This is a genomic window from Desemzia sp. FAM 23989, from assembly GCF_045528345.1.
Classification (GTDB): domain Bacteria; phylum Bacillota; class Bacilli; order Lactobacillales; family Carnobacteriaceae; genus Desemzia.
In genome coordinates, this window is sequence record NZ_JBGQQT010000082.1 from 1 (window position 1) to 255 (window position 255).

The 255-nt window shown below is 40.8% G+C and carries 1 pseudogene; it reads right to left on the reverse strand.

Annotated features, from left to right (window positions below):
- A pseudogene (locus tag ACEN36_RS13155) lies at positions 1 to 213 on the reverse strand (group II intron reverse transcriptase/maturase); the annotation flags it as partial.
- Positions 214 to 255: the final 42 nt, after the last annotated feature.

A 255-nucleotide genomic window follows, 5' to 3' on the forward strand; every position in this document is an offset into this window, starting at 1 on the left:
AGGTAATTCTACTCTTCTGACGGGTTTAGGTTGGTAATTCCGTTCGCGAATGGTCTGAATAAGTTCTTCTTTATGCTGACGAAGATATTCTTTAGCCTCTTCGATAGTCATACCATCAATGCCTGCGGCACCTTTGTTCCGTTCCACTTGTCGAAAGGCTTCGTTTAAATTATTTCTGGATAGGATTCTATCCAATGTCCTGTTTTCATGCATGTTTGTTACTCCTTTTCTGTTCTCGTAAGGCAGCTATCTACT